This is a genomic window from Cribrihabitans marinus, from assembly GCF_900109035.1.
GTDB classification, from domain to species: Bacteria; Pseudomonadota; Alphaproteobacteria; order Rhodobacterales; family Rhodobacteraceae; genus Cribrihabitans; species Cribrihabitans marinus.
In genome coordinates this window covers 111,747-128,613 of sequence record NZ_FNYD01000003.1, presented here as the reverse complement: position 1 = coordinate 128,613, position 16,867 = coordinate 111,747, and the positions used below count along the sequence as shown (strand labels likewise).

The following is a 16,867-nucleotide window of genomic DNA, read 5'->3' as shown; positions in this document are numbered from 1 at the left end:
CCCCTCAGCGGTTGCGGTTGCCACGCCCCAGGGCGCGGCTCATCTGTGCGGCGATCTGCCCCTGGCTGCGGCGGAATCCCTGGACGTCCGGCGTCGAGATGTTCATCACCACGTTGACCGGCCCGCCGCCGCCGGAATTGCGCACGCCCAGCTTGCCATCGGGTCCGCGGGCCAGCGGCATGATCGCCTCCGGCCCGGCCTCGCCCATCAGCCCGGTGCCGCCGCGCATGGGAAAGGCGACCGGCCCGCTGACCACGCCGCCCCTGGCGAAGGGCATCACCCGCCCCTGCGAGAAACTGCCGCCATCGGCAAAGGGCAACAGCCCCTCGAACAGACCTCCGACACCCTTGGCGAGCACCCCGCCCACGTGATCCGTCACCGGCTTTATCGCGGCGGAATAGGTCGTCTGGATCATCGACCGCGCCACCGTCTCCAGCGCGTCCGACAGTTTCATGCCGTCCAGAACGACCCCGTCGAAAGCCCGCCGCAGCCCCTTGGACAGGCCGCGGTCCAGCACTTCGACGTCCTTGCCCGCGGCCGCGAAACTGTCGCGCACCCGGCGCAGCTGCGCATCGAACCCCGCCGCAATGGCCGCCGCGTCGCCCAGCGTGTCGCCCAGGGCCTCGCCGCTGTCCTGAAGGTCGGAAAACCCGTCACGATCCGTCATCGCTCTCTCCTCGTTTCTCATCCGGCCAGGCCGACATCAGCGCGTTCAGCCCGGCGCGATTCAGCGGCGCGGACCCTCCACCCTGGCCCAAAAGCAGCCGCAGCTCGGCCGGAGTCAGGCGCCAGAACGCCTCGGGCCTCAGCCGCAGCCCCTGCATCCCGGCCCGCATCAGCGCGGTCCAGTCCAGCCCGCTCATGCCGCGCCCGGCACCGTGAAGGCGCGCGCCAGCAGTTCCGCCGCCGCCCGCGCCGCAGCCACCGGGCCGCCCGCGATCTCGGCCGTCATCAGCGCCTCGCGGCTCACCTCCTCGCCACCGCCGCGCAGCCCGGCCAGCAACAGCGCCAGCACATCGCGGCTGGAAAACCCGCCGCCCTCGAAGCGCTGCACCAACTCGACCAGGGAACCGCTCTCCAGCGCCGTCTCCAGCTCGGCCAGCGCGCCCAGCGTCAGCTTCATCACCCGCCGCCGCCCGTCGATGACCAGCGCCACCTCACCCGTCCACGGATTGGCCATGGCTCAAAGCGCCGTGAAGGTCAGCGCGCCGGCACTGGCCAGCGACATCTCATAGGTCGCCTCGCCATTGTGGCTGCCGGCATATTCGATCGCCGTGACCTGGAACGGCCCCTCGACCACGCCGAAATCGGGGATGATGACCTGAAAGTCCGGCATCTCGCCGTCAAAGAACAGCTGCCGCGCCCGCTCGTCGGTATTGGCGTCCTTGAACACGCCCGAGCCGGAGATCGCCGCCGATTTCACACCCGCCCCCGACAGCAGCTCGCGCCAGCCGCCCTGGCTCTCCAGGCTGGTGACATCGACGGTCTCGGCGTTGAAGCTCACGCGCGTCGCGCGCAGCCCCGCGACGGTCTCGAACAGACCGCCGCCATTCATGTCGACCTTGACCAGCAGGTCCTTTCCGTTCTGGGCACCCATATGCTCTCTCCTAGGATTTGATCAGTTGTCTTCCACGCGGGCACGAAACCGCAGGTCGATGCGCCGCAACCGCCGCGCCGCCCCTGTCCGCCGGGCCGAGGCGCGTTCGAACCGCAGCCCCACGAGGCGCCCGCGGCTCAGGCCGAGTGGCGCGTCCTCCAGCGCATCGCAGATGGCGCCAGCCAGGGTCTTGGCCGCGCCGAACCCGGCCGCGTCCGTGACCACGGACACCGTGAACCGGTGCCACGCCGCGGCGCCGGTGCCATCCGACGCATCGCGCACCTCCTCGGGACCGAGCGTCACATAGGTCGCCGGCAATTCGCCCGGCGGCAGCGCGTCATAGATCGCACCGCCGACCTGATCGCCGACGCCCGCATCCGCCATGAGATGCTGATAGACCGCCGCCTGCAGCGCCGCCGAAACGCCATAACTCATGCCGCCACCTCCTCGTCCGCGAAACAGGTCAGGTAGCGGCCCGCCGGGTCGTGCTCGGCCACCGCCCGGATGACATAGATCCGCCCGTCTCCTGTGAGACGTTGATCCGGCGCAGGCCGCATGGACGAGCCCACCGGCGCACCGCGCAGCACGATCCGGAAGCGCGTGCGCGATACCGGCATCCCGGCCTCCGCCCGTTCACCGCCGCTGCCGCGGACACTCACGTGGGTCCAGACCGTGCCCAGGGGCGCCCAGCTTTCGACATAGCCACCCGCGCCATCCGGCACCCGCGTCGGGGCCTCCAGCACCAGCCGGCGGTTGAGATGCGGCGCCTTCATCGCGCCGCTCCCAGACCAAACCGCAGCACCCGATAGCGCTGGATCAGGCTGGTGACACCGAACGGCATGCAGCCATCGCCCAGCGCCGTCTCTGCCCGGTACTCGTAGTAATGCGCCGCCAGCAGCAGCACAGCCTGGCCAAGATCGGCGGGCAATGCGCCCCAATCCGGCGCCATCCCGGCCACCAGCCCGATGCGCAGTTCGCCGCCCAGGGGCACCGACGGCAGCAGCGCACCGGTCGGGCGCAGGCGCGGCCGCTGGCTATCCTTCTCCAGCCGATAGGCAGACGCCGCCACAGCGGTCTCGGCACCCAGGGCATCCACCAGAACCATCCCTGCCACAGACCGAACCGGCACCACCGGCAGCAGCACGCCCGCACGATCCCGCCAACCGGTCAGGGTCCAGGAGAACTCCCGTTCGATCAGAACCTTGCCGGTGCGCGCCTCGATGGCCGCGATGGCCGCCCGCAGGAAGCCCCGCAGCACCTCGTCCTGCACGTCATCCTCGGCGAATCCCGATCCCAGCCGCAAATGCGCCTTGAACTCGGCCACCGGCAGCGCCGCATCGGGTACGGTGGTCTCTTCGATCAACATCATCCAATCACTCCGCAAGCGCGCGCCCCTCCGGGCCGCCTGTTGTTCTGCTTGACTGCGGACGCCTGCCGGACCCCACGTTGCTCGGACGGAGGGGAGCAGCTAGACAACGCGGGGCCGAACCCCGACACGCGCCCGCACCCGGGGCCGGTTTCCCGGCCCCTGCCCGGCCCGCCTAGGCGGTGCCGAATTTCAACAGCTTGATCGCGGCGAAGTCGCTCACGTCGCCGCCGACGCGCTTGGTGGCATAGAACAGGACATGCGGCTTGGCGCTGAACGGGTCGCGCAGAACGCGCAGGTCGGGCCGCTCCGCAATGGTGTATCCCGCGCGGAAATCCCCGAACGCGATCGAGAAACTGCCGTCGCTGGCATCCGGCATGTCCTCGGCGATCACCACCGGATAGCCCATCAGCCGCGCCGGCTCGCCGGCGGCCAGACCATCGGACCACAGGAAGCGGCCATCGGCATCCTTCAGCTTGCGCACGTGTCCCGCGGTCTTCGAGTTCATCACGAATGTGCCGTTGGCGCGGTACTGCGCGCCCAGCGCATAAACCATGTCGACGATGGCATCGGCATCGACACCGCCGGAGATTCCGGTCGGGACATAGCCCAGATTGCCCCAGTTCCAGACATCGTTGTCCACCGTGGCATGGGTCAGGAACCCGCGCGGCTTGTTGACGCCATCGCCATTGATGAAGGCGTCGGCCTCAGCCCGCGCGAACTTGTCCGCGATGCGCCCGGCCAGCCAGCCCTCGATATCGAAGGCGCTGTCATCCAGCAGGCGCTGGCTCGCCTTGGGCAGCGCGCTCAACTCGTGCAGCGGGATCGAGATGCGGTCGATCGACGGCGTCCCGGTCTCGGCGGCGGGGCTGGTTTCATCGGCCCAGCCGGCGCCCACATCCGTATGGTCGATCAGAACGTCGAAGGAGTTGGCCTCGACATTGGCGACGCTGGCAATCGACCGGATCGACGCGGTGGATTTCAGCACCGACTTGACCGTGTCGGCGGTCTGCGGATCGACCAGATAGCCGCCATCGCTGTTCACCGCCGAGGACAGCGACTTGCCCTCCAGTTCCAGGCCGCGCAGACCGTCATCGTCGCCCGAGCGCAGATAGGCGTTGAACGCCTTCTGATGCGGCGCGCCGGTATCGGTCGCGGCGGCCAGGTGCGGCCGCGCCGCGGTTTGAGTTTTTCGATCCAGCATGGTCACTCGCTCTTCCGTTTGTTGAAGTCTGCTTTGGATTTCACCTTGAAACCCCTTGAATTCATTGACGAACCGGCTGATCGCCTGCTTCGCCTCCTGAACCGGGGACATATCCTCGCCGGCCAAGGCCGCCTGCTCGGTCTTGCTCATCTGCACATCCCTTTCCCTGGACGGTGTTCCGGCGGGCTATCGCCGCGCCAATTCCTGCCGGGCCCCGTTCAGCACCTCGGCAATGCTGCGCCAGGTGTCGTCGGTCTCGGGCTCACAGCCCTTTGCCGCCACCCGCGCACTGGGCAGCATCGGGAACGTCACCAGCGACACCTCCCAAAGCTCCAGTTCGGTCAAGAGCCTGCGGCCCTTGTCATCCTTGCCGGCCTTGCGTGTCCGGTATCCGATGGACAGCCCGTCGATGGCGCCGGCGGCGATCAGTGCGGCCGCCTCGCGCCCCTTCTGCGTGGCCTCCAGCAGCCGGCCCTTGACCCACAGGCCCGTGCCGTCCTCGCGCACCTCGTCCCACACGCCGATGGGTTGCGCCGGGTCGTGCTGCCAGAGCATCTTGACCCGCTGCCCCAGCCGCCCCAGCGCCCGCAACGAGCTGCGGTAAGCGCCCTTCCCGACGATGTCACCGCCCTGGTCGGCCTGCCCGAACAGGCTGGCATACCCTTCGATCACCGCTCCGTCGGTGACGGTCAGCCCGTCTCCGAACCGCGCGAACTTGTGTTCCAGTCCCGTGTCCATTCGCCTGAACACCTCCATACAACTCATTGAAATATCATGGTGTCACGACCAGAAGGGACTGAAACGCCTGGGCCAGGACCACTGCTACGACCCCATAGACCGCCAGCCACAGCCGCTTCTCCAGCCGCGCCAGCACCGCCTCCAGCTGATCCAGCCTGCGGCACAGGTGCTCGTGCTGGATCGCGACCACCCGTTCATGCGCGGCCAGCTTCAGACCCGGCGCACAATCGAACGGCGCGTATCCGGGCCCATCAGCCATCCTCCGGCTCCGGCAGCGCCGGCAGGCCCAGCAGCGCGCGCTTCTCGGCAGTGCTCAGGAAGTCGGCCGCCGCAACCCGCGCCCATTGCGCATCGCGCTCGGCCGCCAGCGCCGGCACCTGGTCCAGGTCGGGCTTGAGCTCCAGCGCCGCGCCGGCGATCCCCGACAACCACTCCGACAGCGCCGCCGCCACCCGCGTCACCAGGGGCAGGACGGTCAGGCGATAGAATGCCCGGTTGGCCTCCTGGTAGTTCGAATAGGTCGCGTCACCCGGGATCCCCAGCAGTATCGGTGGGACACCGAAGGCCAGCGCGATCTCGCGGGCGGCGGCTTCTTTGGTCTTCTGAAACTCCATGTCCGAGGGCGAAAAGCCCATCGGCTTCCAGTCCAGGCCGCCTTCCAGAACCATCGGCCGCCCGGCATTGCGCGCACCGCGATAGTTGGCCTCGATCTCGTCACTCAGGCGGCGGAACTGATCCTCGGCCATCGCGCCCTGCCCGTCGCCACCGGTCCAGACCAGCGCGCCCGAGGGCCGGGCGGCATTGTCCAGCAAGGCCTTGGACCAGCGCGACGCGCTGTTGTGCACGTCCAGTGCCATCGCAGCGGCCTGCATCGGCGACAGGCCGTAGTGGTCGTCCTGGGGGTGAAAAAACTTGATATGGCAGATCGCATCACGGTCGTACCGGTGCGACTTGCCGCCGACCGAATAGACATAGCCGACCGGCCAGCCATCGTCGCCCGGCACCACCCGCATCCGGTCCGACCGCAGTACATGCAGCTCGACCGGCACCCCCGTCTCGCCCGGCACCGCCTCGACATAGGCGTTGCCCGACAGCAGCAGCTGCCCGAACAGCGCCTCCAGCAGTTCGGCCTTGCCCTGTGCGGCGTTGGGCCGCCGGATCAACGACAGGACCGGATGGGTGTCATAGCGCTGCGCGGCATCCTGCAACACCAGCGGCAGCGCCGCCGCCGCCTCCGAGATCAGCTTGACCGACCGGAACCCGACCGGGTTGCCCGCAAACCCCGTGCGTGTCAGCGATCCGGTGTCGCGCGGAGACCAGGCCACCCGGCCGGAATCCTGCAGGGCCACGACCGGCCCAGAGGCGCTCGCCTTGGCCTCCGGCACCGCGTCGCTGCTGCCCCGCCGCAGGAAATCAAATACCATCTGTCACGCTCCTATCTGCTCACCACCGCACCATCCGGCGTGTTGGGATCGTTATCCCGCAAAGACGTTGACACCGGTGAAAGCCACCGCACGGCGCTGCCGCAACGCCCCGGAAAAACGAAAAACGGGCGCCCCGAGGGACGCCCGCTCCGTGCCAGGCTCTTGTTCGATCCAGATTAGAGCACGCGCACCCGCGGCTGCCGGATCCGCGCCGCCGGCGCGATCATCAGCTCGTGCAGGGCCCAGACCAGCGCATCGACCCGGTCGGGCGAGCCGGGCCCCTCGTATCCGCGCGCGGTCATCAGGCACATCTGCTCTTCCAGCTCGGCCAGACCGCCCAGGTGCCGCACCCGCCCCTGCTCATAGAGCGCCGCCACCGGCTCGGCCCGCGCCACCTTGCCCCGCGCCGCGTGCACCGCCTTGTAAGGCACCAGCGGATCGACCTGCCGCAGCACCTCTTCCACCAGCTTGCCGCCCTGGTTGACCTCGGCCACCAGCCGTTCCGCCCCGAACCGATCACGTGCCGCAACGGCCGCGCGCGCCCAGCCCGCAGGCCCCACGCCCTGCACCGTGCAATCGGCCAGCACATAGGCCCGCCAGTCCTGCGGCGGCCCCTGAAGCTGCGCCCCCACGACCACGATCCCGCAGGCATCGGCCCGGGCATCACCGCTTACCGACGGATCCAGCGCCACCACCACCCGGTCCAACGCCGGCGCCCGCGCCACCCGCGCGCCCTCCAGCATCGCCGTGGTCCACAGCGCCCCCTCGGCATCAGCCAGCAGCACGCCGTCCAGTTCCTGCCGCCCCAGCCGAGTCCCGGCATAGCGCGCCCGCACCTCCTCCAGGAACGACGCCGCCAGGTTGGCCCGGTTCGCCTCGGTCGGCGCATGGGTCTGCACCGTCGAAGGCACGGCCAACAGATCCTTCAACACTTTCACGTTGCGCGGTGTCGTCGTTACGCAGACCCGCGGATCCTCGCCCAGCCGCAACGCAAATTGCAGCATGTCCCAGGTCTCACCGCCCTTCTTCCACTTGGCCAGCTCGTCCACCCAGGCCGCGTCGAATTGCGGCCCGCGCAACCCTTCCGGGTCCTGTGCCGAAAAGGCCTGCGCCTCGGCGCCATTGGGCCAGATCAGCTTGCGCTCGGTGGCCTTCCAGCGCGGGCGGCGGTCGGGGGGCGAGCACTGCAGGATTCCGCTGTCCCCGAACACCATCACGTCGCGCACCTGGTCATGGGTCTCGCCCACAAGCGCCACGCGCCGCGACCGGCCGCGGTCCAGCGGGCGCGCGCCTTCGACCTGATCGCGCACCCATTCCGCCCCGGCGCGCGTCTTGCCCGCGCCACGGCCGCCCAGGATCACCCAGCTCCGCCAATTCCCCTCGGGCGGCAGCTGATGCGGCAGCGCCCAAAACTCGAACAGGAAAGGGAGGGCACACAGCCCTCCCTCCCCGATGTCACTCAGAAACCGGTCGCGCACCGCAGCAGGCGCGCAGGCGAGCCAGCCGGCACCCGACCTCAACCCGGGCGGCGTCAAGGTCGAGCGCGTATCCTCCCTGTGCGATTCCGGCCTGTCGGTTGTATTGTTCGGCAAGTTGCGCCTCCACGGTCTGGCAGTTGCGGATCAGGCTCTGCACCTGTCCGAACTGCTTTGTTGCGCCAGCAAGTTCAGCATCCTCCCCGGCCACAATCTGACGGCGCAGGTCTTCTGCCGCTTGCCTCAGACCTCGAATGGACTCGTGAATCGACCGCAGCAACTCGGCCGTCTCGAGGATTCGCTCCTCCGGGGTAATCAAAGTCATGTGTGCTCGTGACCTCATGCGAGAGTGATCTCCGCACGAGAGACATGAAAAAACGGCCACCGGGGTCACCCCCGGGGCCGTTTGCCCACGTCCTCTAGCATGACACAACCTATACGCGACAAGGCGCGCAGAGTCAAGCTCTTCCGCAACAGGCGCAACACTTAACCGTCCGGAATGATTACCGAATTCTTACGAATACCCGGCGATAGGCCTCCGCCAGACCGCCTCAGTTGCCCGAACTCTGCTGCTCGGCCTCGATCTGGCGCCACTTGGCGACGTTGCGATTGTGTTCCTCCAGGGTTTCGGCAAAGGCGTGCCCGCCACTGCCATCGGCCACGAAGAACACGTATTCCGTCTCGTCCGGGTTCACCGCAGCCTCCAGGCTCGCAACCCCCGGATTGGCGATCGGCGTTGGCGGCAACCCTTCGATCACATATGTATTCCAGGGCGTTGCACGGCGCAGCTCACTTTGCCTCAACCCGCGCCCCAACACGCCCTGGCCCTTGGTGACCCCATAGATCACCGTCGGGTCGGTCTGCAGGCGCATGCCCTGGCGCAGGCGGTTCACAAAGACGCTGGCCACCTGGCCACGCTCTTCCGGCACGCCGGTTTCCTTCTCGATGATCGACGCCAGGATCAGCATCTCCTCGGGAGTCGAGATCGGCAGATCAGACTGCCGGGTTTCCCACGCCGCGTCGATCCGCGCCCGCTGGCGGCTCTGCATCTGGTCCAGAAGCGCGGCGCGTTCGGCCCCATCCACGACCTCGTAGCTGTCGGGCGCCAGCATGCCCTCGGCGGGCACCTCCGCCACTTCTCCCGACAGGGCGTCCCACGCCTTCAGCGCCTCGACCACCTGCCAGCTGGTGACCCCCTCGGCCAGGGAAATGCGATACCGCGTGTCGGACTTCTCGCGCTTTTCTGCATAGACCGGCGGGATGTCCTCGGCGTTGGGATCGAACTCGACCAGCTCGACATAGGCCTGCGTGGCGGGGTCCAGCTCGCGCACCTCGGCGGTCTGACGGGTGACGCCGATGCGATAGACGATCTCGGTGCCGCATGTGCTGGCACCGGCGCGGGTGATCTGTTCGATGATCTCGTCCATGGACGAGCCTTCGCGGATCAGGAAACTGCCCGCCTTCAACTGCCCGGTCTTGTCCGAATACTGCGCACCCAGTCGAAAGATCGTGGCGCTGCTGACCGCCCCATCCTCCTGCAATTCACGGCTCACCCGCGTCATGGTCGAGCCACGCTCGACCCGCAGGCAGATCGGCTCGTCAAGCGGCCCGCTGGCGGTGAACTGATTCTGCCCCCACACCAGCAGCCCCGCCAGCAGAAAGAGGCCGACCGCCAGGACGGTCAGCATGTTCGAGGCCAGCGCCCGCCACATCAGCTGACCTTCCCGAAAATCACGCTTGCATTGGTGCCGCCGAACCCAAACGAGTTCGACAGCGCAAAGTCGATCTTGCGCTCCCGCTTGGCGTTGGGCGCCAGATCCACCGGCGTCTCGACTGCCGGATTGTCCAGGTTGATCGTCGGCGGGGCGACCTGGTCGCGGATCGCCAGGATCGAAAAGATCGCCTCGATCGCGCCGGCTGCACCCAGAAGGTGCCCGGTCATGGATTTGGACGAGGACATGGTCACGTTTCCGGCATGGTCGCCCAGCATGCGCTCCACAGCGCCCAGCTCGATCGTGTCGGCCATGGTCGAGGTGCCATGCGCATTGATATAGTCGATATCCGTGGGTTCCAGCCCGGCACTGGCCAGGGCCGCGCGCATCGACCGCTCGGCGCCATCGCCATCCTCGCTGGGTGCGGTGATGTGATAGGCGTCGCCCGACATGCCATAGCCCTTGACCTCGGCATAGATCTTCGCACCGCGCGCCTTGGCGTGCTCGTAATCCTCCAACACCACGACACCGGCGCCCTCACCCATCACGAACCCGTCGCGGTCCTGGTCATAGGGGCGGCTCGCGGCCTTGGGGTCGTCGGCGTACTTTGTGCTCAGCGCCTTGCAGGCATTGAAGCCGGCGATGCCGATCTCGCAGATGCAGCCCTCGCCGCCACCGGCGATCATTACGTCGGCGTCGCCGGCACGGATGATCCGGCTGGCGTCTCCGATGGCATGGGCGCCTGTCGAACAGGCCGTCACCACCGAATGGTTCGGCCCCTTGAACCCGAACCGGATCGACACCTGCCCCGAGGCCAGGTTGATCAGCGCACCGGGAATGAAGAAGGGCGACACCCGGCGTGGACCCTTCTCCTTGATCATCACTGCGGTGTCGGCGATCGAGCCCAGCCCGCCGATGCCCGACCCGATCAGAACGCCGGTCCGCAGCCGGTCGGCCTCGTCCTCGGGCGTCCAATCGGCATCGCGGCAGGCCATTTCGGCCGCGGCGATGGAATAGAGGATGAAGTCCTCGATCTTGCGCTGTTCCTTGGGCGGCATCCAGTCATCGGGATTGAACGTCCCGTTGCTGCCGTCCCCACGCGGAACCTCGCAGGCATAGGTTGTGGTCACGCCCGACGCCACCGCGTCGAAACGGGTGATCGGGCCCGCCCCCGACTGGCCGGCCAAAAGCCGCGTCCAGGATTCCTCGACCCCGCTGGCCAATGGGGTGATGAGCCCCAGACCGGTAACAACGACTCTGCGCATGAAGTGCCTCTTGCCTGCTTGCCTTTACGAGAAACGCTCTTACCGCGCCCGGGGGGCCGGGGGCAAGGGGCCGCACCGTTCAGCGGCGCCCGCCGGCCCGGGCCGGGATGCCGCCGCCGTGCCTTCGCGTATGGCTGGTTCTGGCGCGCTCAGCGGAATTCCGCTACCGGCTCGCGGGCCGATCCCGCCACCTCCAGCGCCTGTTCCAGCGTGATCGACTTGTTGAACAGCGCCCTGCCCACAAGCGCGCCCGAGATATTCGGGATATAGGCCAGTCGCGAAATGTCGTCGACGTTGCGAACCACGCCGCTGGCGATGACCGGGGTGCGGGAATGCGCCGCCAGACCCGAAATCAGCCCCAGCTGCGCTTCGACCTCGGCCATGTCGCTGTCGATGTCGGTGACGATGATCGCGGCAAAGGGCGCCGCTTCGAACGCGTCGATGAACGCTTCGGGCGCAAAGGCGCTTTCGGTGCGCCAGCCCTCGGTCATCACGCTGCCCTTCCAGACATCGACCGCCAGGACGATCTGATCGGGATGCCACTTGGCCAATTCCTTGACCAGCGCCGGATCGCGCGCCGCCAGCGTTCCGACAACGACGCGGCCCGCGCCACGGTCGATCCAATGCTCGACCGTCTCCCGCCGGCGCATGCCGCCGCCCAACTGGACCGGTATGCCGACCGACCGGATGATCTCCTCGACCAGGTCCGCATTGGCATCGCTGCCCTCGATCGCGTCGAAATCCGTCAGGTGCATCCATTCCGCCCCGGCCGCCGCCCAGGCGCGGGCGGTCTCGACCGGATCGACATGCCACAGCATGGCCGCCTCAAGCCGCCCCTTGTCCAAAGTCACACAACGCCCCTTCCGGAGCTCCATCGTGGGGTAGATCCTCATCGGCCGCTTCCTCCGCTAGCCTCGCCGTTCTTCGACCAGCCTAGCATACAGCGGACCGAGTCGCGCACTGCGTCAGTTTCGGCACCTTCCGATCGATTTGCGGCCTGCGCGGTCAGTCGCCGACAGGCGGCCCCTTGCGAAAGTGGAGTTCCACCGGCGTCCCGGCAAATTCGGCCTCGCGCATCCGGCGATAGCCCAGCTTTTCCGCCAGTTTCTTCGACGGCGCATTGCCGGCATCGATCATCGCCACCAGCGGGCCGGGAATCACCCGGTCGAACCAGTCATGCGCCGCCTGCGCCGCCTCGAAACCCAGACCGGCGCCCTGCGCCTCGGGGCTCAGCACCCAGCCGGCCTCGGGATGGGGATCGAAATCGTCGCCCAGCGACCGGTCCTCGAAGAAGAACCCCGCCTGGCCCACCATGCGCCGGTCGCTCTGCCGCACGATGGCCCATTGACCAAAGCCGGTCATCTGCCAATGGCCCGCGTTGCGCAGAAAGGCGGTCCACGCCTCGCCGCGGCTTTTCGGGCTGACGCCGATCTGGCGCACGACATCCGGGTCCGACCAGATCTGCGCAAAGCGCTCGAAATCCTCGGGCCGCATCCCGCTCAGCGTCAGCCGCGCGGTGTTGATCATCGGTATGGATCGGATCATTGCTCGCCGGTCCGTGTTCTGCCTCAAGAGAACCGTGACGGCAGCCGGGCCGGTCGGTCAAGCCCGTTTCGCGGCGTCCGGTCCCGGCTGATGCGCATTCACCCGCATCCGGGCACCCCCGCAAAGAAAAACGGCGCCTCCCGAAGGCGGCGCCGTTTTCGATTACTGCGGTCGCGCTGCGTTTACGACGCTTCCTTAATGAACTTCACGGCGTCGCCGAAGGTCTGGATGGTTTCGGCCGCATCGTCGGGAATCTCGATGCCGAATTCCTCTTCGAAGGCCATGACCAGTTCCACGGTATCCAGGCTGTCGGCGCCGAGGTCGTCGATGAAGGACGCGTTCTCGGTGACCTTGTCCTCTTCCACGCCCAGGTGCTCAACCACAATCTTCTTCACGCGGTCTGCGACGTCGCTCATGTCAATTCCTCATTCCTGCGGGGCCGATCTGGCCCGGTTCTGCCCTTGCCCGCACGGGGTGGCTTGGTTGCCCGTTCCGGGCGGTTGGGACCCCGGCGAACCGGGGATTTTCGGACGACCGTGCCGGCCTGCCCTTGCGAAAGATGCGCCGCCTATAGCACAGTCCGCAGCAGAGGCAAACGCTTTCGCGCAGCCTCCGGCGCGGCTGCCTACAGCATCGCCATGCCGCCGTTTACGTGCAAGGTCGCACCGGTAACATACCCCGCTTCGGGGCTGGCCAGGTAGACCACGGCGGCGGCCACCTCACCGGCCGAACCCATCCGGCCGGCCGGGATCTTGACCATCAGACCCGCCTTCTGCTCGTCGGTCAGCTTGCTGGTCATCGCGGTCTCGATAAAGCCCGGCGCGACGGAATTGACGGTGATTCCCCGGCTCGCCACCTCATAGGCCAGCGACTTGCCCATGCCCGCCATACCGGCCTTGGCCGCGGCATAATTCGCCTGTCCGGGGTTGCCGATCGAGCCCACCACGGACGAGATGTTCACGATCCGGCCCCAGCGCGCCTTCATCATGCCGCGCAAAACGCCCCGGCTCAGACGCATGGCCGAGGTCAGGTTCACTTCCAGCACCTGCGCCCATTCGTCGTCCGACATCCGCATGAACAGGTTGTCGCGGGTGATGCCGGCATTGTTGACCAGGATGCCCACCGACCCCATCGCCTCGGCCGCCTGTTTCGGCAGCGCCTCGACCGCGTCGGCGTCGCTCAGATTGCACGGCAGCACATGGGCGCGTTCGCCCAGTTCCGCCGCCAGCGCCTCCAGCGGTTCCTGCCGCGTGCCCGACAGGCCGACGCTGGCGCCCGCCGCGTGCAGGCCGCGGGCGATCTCGGCCCCGATACCGCCGGATGCGCCGGTGACCAGGGCCGTCTTTCCACTCAGATCGAACATGTCTTTCAGTCTCCCCGCCGCCGCCGCGGCTTCTCGCTTGCAGATAAGGGTCGCGTCACGCCGGTCCGGCGGCCGCGCTTTGCACATCTTCCGGTGTGCCCACGGCTTTGCAGGCAATGGTACGGTCAATCTTGCGGATCATGCCGGACAGGGCCTTGCCGGCACCGATTTCCCAGACCTCGTCGACCCCCTGGGCCGCCATGTACTGCACGCTCTCGCGCCAGCGCACCGATCCGGTGATCTGCTCGACCAGCAAGCCGCGGATCACCTCGGGATCGCTCACCGCCTCGGCGCGCACATTGGCCACCAGCGGGACCGCCGGCGCGGCGATCGAGACATCGGCCAACGCCGCGGCCATCTCCTCGGCGGCGGGCTGCATCAGCGCGCAGTGGAAGGGCGCGCTCACCGGCAGCATGACCGCCCGCTTCGCGCCCCGCTCCTTGGCGATTGTCGCGGCACGTTCCACCGCCGCCTTGGCCCCCGAGACGACCACCTGGGTCGGATCGTTGTCATTGGCGGCCTGGCACACCTCGCCCTGGGCCGCCTCCTCGGCCACGGCGCGCACGGCCTCCAGGTCCAGGCCCAGGATCGCCGCCATCGCACCCTCGCCCACCGGCACCGCGCTTTGCATCGCCTGCCCGCGTGTGCGCAACAGCCGCGCCGTGTCGGCCAGCGAGATCGCCCCCACCGCCGCAAGGGCCGAATATTCGCCTAGCGAATGACCGGCGACGAAGGCCGCCCGGTCCACCGCCACGCCCTCGGCCTCAAGCGCGCGCATCGCCGCCACCGAGGTCGCCATCAGCGCCGGCTGCGCGTTCTGCGTCAGGGTCAGATCGGCGATGTCGCCCTCCCAGATCAGTGCGCTCAACGCCTCGCCCAGCGCCGCATCGACCTCGTCGAACACCGCGCGCGCGGCGGGATATGCCTCGGCAAGCGCGCGCCCCATGCCAATGGTCTGCGCCCCCTGCCCCGGAAAAACGAAAGCGACTGTCATTGCTGCCCCTTGCCTCAACCCGTCCGAAAACCACGTTCCCGCCCGTGTAGACAACCCGCGCGCGGCGCACAAGATCTGCATGCCGGCACAATGCCAGTTCGGCCGCGCCCATTGCCGCGGCACCAGCCCGCCGGCAAGCTGACCCGGCGCAGAATGACCCGGAGCCCGCAATGCCCCTTGCCAACACCACCCGCAGCTATGGCAGTGTCGCCAAGTGGTTCCACTGGCTGACTGCCCTGCTGGTCCTCACCAACCTGCCGTTGGGGAAGATCGCAAACACCATGGCACAGTCGCTGCGCGACCCTTCCACAGTGGCCAGCGAAGAGCTGCTGACCCGCACCGCGCTGCTCTTCTCGCTGCACAAGACGCTGGGTGTCGCGATCTTCGCGGTGGCGCTCGCGCGCATCCTCTGGGCGATCACGCAGACACATCCCGGCCCACTCAACGCCCACAGGCGGCCCGAGGTGCTGCTGGCGCAGACCGTGCACTGGCTGCTCTATGGCTCGCTCGTCCTGGTTCCGCTCAGCGGCTGGATCCAGCATGCCGCAACCAGCGGTTTCGCGCCGATCCTGTGGCCCCTGGGTCAGGACCTGCCGCTCGTGCCAAAGGATCCGGCCCTGGCCAAGCTGACCGGCGGGCTGCACCGTGTGCTGATCTGGGCGCTGGCCGGGGCCATCCTGCTGCACGTGGCCGGCGCGCTGAAACATCACTTCATCGACCGCGACGCCACGCTCGGGCGCATGTTGTCGGGCGGCGGCGCACCCGAACCCGCACCGATGCCACGCAGCCTAGTGCCGGCCCTGGCCGCCCTGGCGGTCTGGGCCGCGGTGATCGTAATCGGGGCCGCTCAGGGCCTCTACCAAACGCCCGCAGTCTCCGGCGGCGCCGCTCAGGCTGCCGAGCCTGCCCGCCCGGCCGCATCCGCCTCGGACTGGCAGGTGACGGATGGCACACTGTCGATGACCGTGACCCAGATGGGCACCCCGCTCACCGGACAATTCTCCGACTGGACCGCGGACATCACGTTCGAGCCCGTTGCGACCACCGGCCCGGCAGGGCAGGTGCAGGTCAGGGTCGCGATCGCCTCGCTGTCGCTGGGCTCGGTCACCTCCGATGCGCTGGGGCCCGGCTTCCTCGAGGCCAGCCAGTTTCCCACCGCGCGCTTCATCGGCCAGATCCTGAAGACCGAAACCGGATACGAGGCCCACGGCCCCCTGACCCTGCGCGACCAAAGCGTCGACATCGTCCTGCCGTTCGATCTGCAGATTCAGGACGGGGTTGCGACGATGGCCGGAAACCTGACGCTGGACCGGCGCGACTTCGGGGTTGGCGCCCAGGTCGGCGACGCGGCGACGCTGGGCATGCAGGTGGTGGTCGAGGTCGCCCTCACCGCCGCCCGCAAGCCCTAGAACCAGGAACCGCAAACGAAAACCGCCGAACCAATGGCCCGGCGGTTGTTGCGTCGGCTGCGGTCAGGTCGGCGGCAAGCATGGTGGACTTGATTGCGTGGTCTCCTGTTGGATGGCGGGTGCTGCATGACTGGCCGAAATCACCGCGACATCCCACAAGAAATGCGCCGCCCGAAGGCGGCGCGAAGTCCACATCAGCCAACAGCCTGTACGATCAGGTGAACAGGTGTCAGGCGGCCGAGTGTGCCAGCCCGTTCAGCTGCGTGCGCAGGGCGTGGCGAATCTCCGGCGTCTCGATCGGCAGGCGCATCAGCACCGAGCCGTCCATGTCGTAAAGCTCCATGAAGCAGTCCGAGAACTTGACGCTGCCCAGGCTGTCATAGCCCCGGCGCAGCACCGTCTGCGGCCGGCCCCGGGCATTCTTCTGCAACACCCGGACCTCGCGGCGGATCGGGTCGAAATAGGCGTCGGGCTGGTTGTGCTCGTGATGGACCATCAGCAGGGCCAGGCCAACCAGGAAGAAGAAGACCGAGACGCCCAGCTTCATCAGCGCGGTCTCGGGCATCACGCTGGAGCCCGGCAGGATCCACAGCCCGGCCGATCCCAGGATCAGCGCGGTCCCGACGATCCGCAGCAGGACCTTGCGCACCGGCCAGTTGGCCGCGAATGTGATGGTCAGCGGCACCGACTCCTCGAAGGAAGGCAGGGCCACGGCGTTCTTCATTACGTCCTGTCTTACGGCTGTCATTTTTCTCGCGTCCCGTCAGGCTGTTCT

The 16,867-nt window shown here is 67.9% G+C and carries 22 protein-coding genes; 1 reads left to right on the top strand and 21 read right to left on the bottom strand.

The features are described 5' to 3' along the window. Positions 1-4 precede the first annotated feature (4 nt). The 20 genes from BMX57_RS05615 to fabD form a co-directional block, all read right to left on the bottom strand. Entirely contained in the window at positions 5-667 is a 663-nt protein-coding gene (locus BMX57_RS05615) for a phage tail tape measure protein (RefSeq protein WP_092363415.1), read from the bottom strand. Further along, entirely contained in the window at positions 654-863 is a 210-nt protein-coding gene (locus BMX57_RS05610; protein ID WP_092363412.1) for a rcc01693 family protein, read from the bottom strand. The genes BMX57_RS05615 and BMX57_RS05610 overlap by 14 nt, the downstream gene beginning before the upstream one ends. Then, positions 860-1,180, bottom strand: a complete 321-nt coding sequence (locus tag BMX57_RS05605) for a gene transfer agent family protein (protein WP_092363409.1) — start codon at positions 1,178-1,180, stop codon at positions 860-862. The genes BMX57_RS05610 and BMX57_RS05605 overlap by 4 nt, the downstream gene beginning before the upstream one ends. 3 nt (positions 1,181-1,183) lie before the next feature. Next, positions 1,184-1,597, bottom strand: coding sequence for a phage major tail protein, TP901-1 family (locus BMX57_RS05600; protein ID WP_092363406.1), 414 nt, complete (start codon positions 1,595-1,597; stop codon positions 1,184-1,186). Positions 1,598-1,618: 21 nt separating this feature from the next. After that, on the bottom strand, positions 1,619-2,032 hold the full coding sequence (locus tag BMX57_RS05595; protein ID WP_092363403.1) for a DUF3168 domain-containing protein: 414 nt from the start codon (positions 2,030-2,032) through the stop codon (positions 1,619-1,621). Beyond that, positions 2,029-2,370 (bottom strand): head-tail adaptor protein, encoded by a 342-nt coding sequence (locus BMX57_RS05590; RefSeq protein ID WP_092363400.1) that lies wholly within the window; start codon positions 2,368-2,370, stop codon positions 2,029-2,031. Before BMX57_RS05590 ends, BMX57_RS05595 begins: the two co-directional genes overlap by 4 nt. Then, positions 2,367-2,966, bottom strand: a complete 600-nt coding sequence (locus BMX57_RS05585) for a head-tail connector protein (protein WP_092363397.1) — start codon at positions 2,964-2,966, stop codon at positions 2,367-2,369. Before BMX57_RS05585 ends, BMX57_RS05590 begins: the two co-directional genes overlap by 4 nt. A gap of 172 nt (positions 2,967-3,138) precedes the next feature. Continuing rightward, the gene (locus BMX57_RS05580) at positions 3,139-4,317 is read right to left on the bottom strand and encodes a phage major capsid protein (RefSeq protein WP_092363394.1); all 1,179 of its coding nucleotides are present in this window, start codon (positions 4,315-4,317) and stop codon (positions 3,139-3,141) included. Between the two features lie 36 nt (positions 4,318-4,353). Beyond that, entirely contained in the window at positions 4,354-4,905 is a 552-nt protein-coding gene (locus tag BMX57_RS05575; protein WP_092363391.1) for an HK97 family phage prohead protease, read from the bottom strand. 34 nt (positions 4,906-4,939) lie between these two features. Next, positions 4,940-5,164: a GTA head formation protein, RCAP_rcc01685 family gene (locus BMX57_RS05570; protein WP_092363388.1), complete on the bottom strand. Its 225-nt coding sequence runs from the start codon at positions 5,162-5,164 to the stop codon at positions 4,940-4,942. Next, positions 5,157-6,329: a phage portal protein gene (locus BMX57_RS05565; RefSeq protein WP_092363385.1), complete on the bottom strand. Its 1,173-nt coding sequence runs from the start codon at positions 6,327-6,329 to the stop codon at positions 5,157-5,159. The genes BMX57_RS05570 and BMX57_RS05565 overlap by 8 nt, the downstream gene beginning before the upstream one ends. A 176-nt stretch (positions 6,330-6,505) precedes the next feature. Continuing rightward, complete coding sequence (locus BMX57_RS05560) at positions 6,506-7,807, bottom strand: DNA-packaging protein (RefSeq protein ID WP_229724200.1); 1,302 nt, start codon at positions 7,805-7,807, stop codon at positions 6,506-6,508. Then, the gene (locus BMX57_RS05555; protein WP_092363382.1) at positions 7,785-8,129 is read right to left on the bottom strand and encodes a hypothetical protein; all 345 of its coding nucleotides are present in this window, start codon (positions 8,127-8,129) and stop codon (positions 7,785-7,787) included. Before BMX57_RS05555 ends, BMX57_RS05560 begins: the two co-directional genes overlap by 23 nt. 226 nt (positions 8,130-8,355) lie before the next feature. Continuing rightward, complete coding sequence (gene mltG / locus BMX57_RS05550) at positions 8,356-9,516, bottom strand: endolytic transglycosylase MltG (RefSeq protein WP_092363378.1); 1,161 nt, start codon at positions 9,514-9,516, stop codon at positions 8,356-8,358. Continuing rightward, the gene (gene fabF / locus BMX57_RS05545; protein ID WP_092363375.1) at positions 9,516-10,781 is read right to left on the bottom strand and encodes a beta-ketoacyl-ACP synthase II; all 1,266 of its coding nucleotides are present in this window, start codon (positions 10,779-10,781) and stop codon (positions 9,516-9,518) included. The genes mltG and fabF overlap by 1 nt, the downstream gene beginning before the upstream one ends. A gap of 149 nt (positions 10,782-10,930) precedes the next feature. Further along, a complete protein-coding gene (locus tag BMX57_RS05540; RefSeq protein WP_092363372.1) occupies positions 10,931-11,674 on the bottom strand; it encodes a 1-(5-phosphoribosyl)-5-[(5-phosphoribosylamino)methylideneamino]imidazole-4-carboxamide isomerase in 744 nt (247 codons plus the stop codon). A gap of 112 nt (positions 11,675-11,786) precedes the next feature. Beyond that, on the bottom strand, positions 11,787-12,326 hold the full coding sequence (locus tag BMX57_RS05535) for a GNAT family N-acetyltransferase (RefSeq protein WP_092363369.1): 540 nt from the start codon (positions 12,324-12,326) through the stop codon (positions 11,787-11,789). 182 nt (positions 12,327-12,508) lie between these two features. After that, positions 12,509-12,742, bottom strand: a complete 234-nt coding sequence (locus BMX57_RS05530; RefSeq protein ID WP_092363366.1) for an acyl carrier protein — start codon at positions 12,740-12,742, stop codon at positions 12,509-12,511. A 209-nt stretch (positions 12,743-12,951) separates the two neighbouring features. Beyond that, the gene (gene fabG, locus BMX57_RS05525) at positions 12,952-13,689 is read right to left on the bottom strand and encodes a 3-oxoacyl-[acyl-carrier-protein] reductase (protein WP_092364322.1); all 738 of its coding nucleotides are present in this window, start codon (positions 13,687-13,689) and stop codon (positions 12,952-12,954) included. 55 nt (positions 13,690-13,744) lie between these two features. Beyond that, on the bottom strand, positions 13,745-14,683 hold the full coding sequence (gene fabD, locus BMX57_RS05520; RefSeq protein WP_092363363.1) for an ACP S-malonyltransferase: 939 nt from the start codon (positions 14,681-14,683) through the stop codon (positions 13,745-13,747). 170 nt (positions 14,684-14,853) lie between these two features. Here fabD and BMX57_RS05515 point away from each other — a divergent pair, with 170 nt between their 5' ends. Next, positions 14,854-16,092 carry a cytochrome b/b6 domain-containing protein gene (locus tag BMX57_RS05515; protein WP_092363360.1) on the top strand — a complete coding sequence of 413 codons (1,239 nt, stop codon included), beginning with the start codon at positions 14,854-14,856 and terminating at the stop codon, positions 16,090-16,092. 229 nt (positions 16,093-16,321) lie between these two features. Here BMX57_RS05515 and BMX57_RS05510 read toward each other — a convergent pair whose 3' ends face one another. Then, the gene (locus tag BMX57_RS05510) at positions 16,322-16,840 is read right to left on the bottom strand and encodes a hypothetical protein (protein ID WP_092363357.1); all 519 of its coding nucleotides are present in this window, start codon (positions 16,838-16,840) and stop codon (positions 16,322-16,324) included. Positions 16,841-16,867: the final 27 nt, after the last annotated feature.